The following is a 3,955-nucleotide window of genomic DNA, read 5'->3' on the forward strand; positions in this document are numbered from 1 at the left end:
GGCGGCGAGCCGCAGACAGTACAAATAGTACGGCAAGGCGAGCCAACGCTGTACTGGTTTAAATTTAATTCACTATAAATAGGGTCATAATTCATAAACAAAAACGGCCGACCCCCGTTTGCTGTTCCAGTATTCCCGCTGCCGCTCGAAAGGCAAATCTTCGGTAGAGGCCGTCTGAAAACCCCTTTCGGCAAACCAATCGCCGGTTTGCGTGGAAAGGGCAAACAGCCGTTTGCAGCCCAACCGTCTGGCTTTATCCAACGAATGCTCCAACAGCAACTCGCCGTAGCCGCCGTCCTGGGCTTCCGACGACACGGCCAAACAGGCCAGCTCGCTGCAATCGGGCGCATCGGCAAACGTCTTCAACGCAACGCAGCCGTAAATCCGGCGGTCATGTTCCAATACGGAAAAATCGCCAATATGGGTTTCCAAATAGCGGAGGCTGCGGCGCAACAAAATACCCGCCTCTTCCAGAGGCCGTATCATGGTAACGATATCCGCAATATCGCCGCCTTCGGCCGGACGGATACACATAAACGGATTTTGCGCGATAGAAGTTCCCGTACCGTTGCGGGTAAACAATTCGCCAATCAGGGCACCATCGTTCAAACCGGAAAGGATTTGGCAGCGGCCGACGCCCTTGCCGACAGCATTTAGGGCAGCATCAAGCAAGTCGTGCTGACGATGACAGATGCGGCCGCTTTTCAGACGGCCTTGAGCTTCTTCGGCGGAAAGGTTCGGCAACAGGCGACTGTTTTCGTCCAAAATGCCATCCTGCCCAATCAGGAACAACAGTTTGTCCGCCTTCAAGGCGACGGCGGCGGTTTCGGCAATTTCCGCCATGCTGAGATTGAACAGTTTGCCGCTCGCGGAGGCGGCCAGCGGATTCAATAAAACCACCGCGCCCTCATCCAGGCTGCGGCTGACGGATTCGGCATCGATTTTCCTCACCCGGCCGGTATAACCCATGTCGATGCCGTCGATGATGCCGATGGGGCGGGCCGATAAAAAATTGCCGGCGGCAATTTTCAATCTGCCGCCGCGCCGGGGAGAATGCACGGGACCCAGCGACAGAGCCGCCTCTATATCGAAGCGCAGTTTGCCGCAGGCTTGTTTGGCAAAATCCAAAACGGTTTCGTCGGTAATCCGCCGTCCTTGGTGATATTGCGGGGAAATACCGGCAGCGGAGGACAATTCGTTGATTTGGCTGCGACTGCCGTAAACCAACACCAACCTGACACCCAGCCCGGCGACCATCGCGAGGTCTGCGGCAACGCTGCGGAAACGTTCGGGCTGCAGCAAGCCGCTGGCGATACCGACCACCAGCGTTTTGCCGCGCAAATAATCGATATAAGGTGCGGCTTCGCGGAAATTGCGGATAAAAACGGAAAGGGCGGCATCCATATGTTTATATTGCAATCAGCGGTTTAAAGCGATATAGAACAGCTGCAGAATCAGGACGGTCAGCATCCCCAAAACCGCCACCATCCAATGATTGTTTTCACGACTTTTAACCGGTGCGGCAACCTGAGCCTGCGCCGGAATTTGCGGCAGCGGCACCTTCTGGGCGGCATAATGGCCTTTGTCTTCCAATTCGGGCGGCAAGCCGCTGTTCTGTCCGGGATGTTCGATCAGGTAGTCGGCCTGTTCTTTGCTGAACGAATTCCGCCCGCGCACGTAGGTTCCCAAACGGCGCACCAGTTCGATGTCGCTGATGCCGTCGGGAATCCAATCAATAGAGGCCACATCGGCTCGGGCAACGAAATCTTTGGCTTTAAACAATCCCTGGCAATCAGTGCATTTGACAAAGCCTTGTGCGACGTTCAACTGACTCTCTTTGACCTTCAAATGGGTTTTGCAGTGCGGGCAGGAGCAAATCGGCATAATGTGTTTCTTTATATTTTTCTGTACAGGTGTCGGAGCCGTCTGAAAAAGGCTTCAGACGGCCCCGCCGGATAAAATCAGGCAACGCCGTAGCGTTCGCGGTAAGCACGCACGGGTTCGAGAAAACCGCCGAACTCGGCGTTGGTTTGCAGGAGCGTGAACAAGTCGTTCAGATTGGCAATGGCGACGACGGGCAGGCCGTATTGTTTTTCCACTTCCTGAACGGCGGATAATTCGCCCGTGCCTTTTTCCATTCGGTCAAGCGCGATGGCGACGGCGGCGGGCGTCGCGCCTTCGGCTTCAATCAGCCTAACCGATTCGCGCACGGATGTGCCGGCGGAAATCACGTCGTCGATAATCAACACGCGGCCTTTGAGCGGGGCACCGACCAGCACGCCGCCTTCGCCGTGGTCTTTCGCTTCTTTGCGGTTGTAGGCAAACGGCACGTTCACGCCTTTTTCCGCCAGCATCATAGCCGTGGCGGCAGCCAAGATGATGCCTTTGTAGGCAGGGCCGAACAGCATGTCGAATTTGATGCCGCTTTCGATGATGGCTTGTGCGTAGAATTTGGCCAGTTGCAGCGTGGAAGCGCCGTCGTTGAACAATCCGGCGTTGAAAAAATACGGCGACTGCCGGCCGGCCTTGGTGATGAATTCGCCGAATTTCAATACGTTCTGTTTTAAGGCGAAGGTCAGGAATTCTTGACGGAAATCGGACATTGTCGTGCTTTCGGTTGCCAAATTTAAAGCGGGGATTATAAAGGATGATGGCGGTAATGGGCAGGCCGTCTGAAAGGTTTTGCACTTTTCAGACGGCCTTTTTTGGAAAAACGAACACAATATTGATTTATCGGCATTTGAGCAACTTGCGATTATTCGCCGATTCAAACCGATTAAGGCGATTCATATAATTTAATCAATACCTTGCCATTAGATTGTTGGAATGTAGCCATGGAGCAGTTGTCCGTCTCATTCCAACAAGCAGAAACAGAAACCTTATTCTCCCCCTTCCATTCAACCCCATATAGTATTTCGTCCTTCCGTCCTTTTCGGGCAAGATAGCCCCTAAAATCACTATCCTTCTTAGGTAGGCCGTACTTTAAAAACGGTTTCCAAAGCTCTACTCTCGCACCTAAGGCATGGAATGCCTGTGATAGTGAACCTGAATAAACACAATGCTGTTCATACCCCATTTCCAAATCAACACGCTTTTTGCAAACCAAGTCTGAAGGTTTCGCCAAAGCAATAAAAGGTATGCAAAGCATAGGGATGAAAAGTAGTTTGACTTTCATGATCTTTCATTTCCTTTACTAAAAATTCTGCAAAATTGATGAGATTTATAAAATTCGTCAGTATCGCGCGGAGTACGCCTCTTTATATTTAGACAAGTCCCCGATACTGCCGTTATTGCTACTATGCCGCAAAGACAAAAAACAAAACATAAAATAATTCATATAGTTAACGGTATTCTATACGAGGAGGAATCCAGCGAAAACCTTCCCCTTCCATACAGGCATTGATTAGGCGGCTTTCTTGCACAGAATTGACTTTATTCATACCTACATCATATGTACATTTGGCAAAACGGGTTTGCGTATCTTTTTTCGAAATTCCTTCCTGATGCCAATGACCAGGTATGTGGACAGCGGTAAGGCCTGAACAACCTAAAAGCGTGAGTAAGGTCAAAATAGATATAAATAATGTATTTTTCATCTGTTATCCTTATTAAATGGTTTAGTTCTGGATTAATTTAAGAAATCGCTGTTGCTTGTATTTAAAACAATCCCAACATTTTTGAATAAGCCCGTATCCTATATTTTCGGGTAGTTGCTTGCCGATTCCGGTAATAAATTTGCAAAGGAATACAGTGCGGGATAATATCTTTGCCACATACTGCCTATCAATACCGATTATCAGATTTAAATGCCGATTATCGGGATATTTATTCAAAATAATTTACATTTTGCCCATGAGGAGGCATTTCGAATGTCCGTAAATAGACCTCTTGCGAAAATATTCATCCCATCGCATTAACCAGTCCTGCAATCAGATTTACCCTTAACCCGAACCGT

At 49.8% G+C, this 3,955-nt stretch carries 5 protein-coding genes; all 5 read right to left on the reverse strand.

Annotation, left to right across the window (positions count from 1 at the left end):
* Positions 1–84: 84 nt before the first annotated feature.
* The 5 genes from argA to ACTHSL_RS12170 all read right to left on the reverse strand — a co-directional run bounded on the left by argA (position 85) and on the right by ACTHSL_RS12170 (position 3,596).
* Complete coding sequence (argA, locus tag ACTHSL_RS12150) at positions 85–1,404, reverse strand: amino-acid N-acetyltransferase (RefSeq protein WP_440381602.1); 1,320 nt, start codon at positions 1,402–1,404, stop codon at positions 85–87.
* A gap of 15 nt (positions 1,405–1,419) precedes the next feature.
* A complete protein-coding gene (locus ACTHSL_RS12155) occupies positions 1,420–1,884 on the reverse strand; it encodes an MJ0042-type zinc finger domain-containing protein (RefSeq protein WP_440381598.1) in 465 nt (154 codons plus the stop codon).
* 77 nt (positions 1,885–1,961) lie between these two features.
* Entirely contained in the window at positions 1,962–2,603 is a 642-nt protein-coding gene (gene pyrE / locus ACTHSL_RS12160) for an orotate phosphoribosyltransferase (protein ID WP_440381599.1), read from the reverse strand.
* A 173-nt stretch (positions 2,604–2,776) separates the two neighbouring features.
* A complete protein-coding gene (locus tag ACTHSL_RS12165) occupies positions 2,777–3,175 on the reverse strand; it encodes a hypothetical protein (RefSeq protein ID WP_440381600.1) in 399 nt (132 codons plus the stop codon).
* 166 nt (positions 3,176–3,341) lie between these two features.
* On the reverse strand, positions 3,342–3,596 hold the full coding sequence (locus ACTHSL_RS12170; protein ID WP_440381601.1) for a hypothetical protein: 255 nt from the start codon (positions 3,594–3,596) through the stop codon (positions 3,342–3,344).
* Positions 3,597–3,955 lie beyond the last annotated feature (359 nt).

This window comes from Neisseria sp. P0008.S010, assembly GCF_051962715.1.
GTDB lineage: Bacteria > Pseudomonadota > Gammaproteobacteria > Burkholderiales > Neisseriaceae > Neisseria > Neisseria elongata.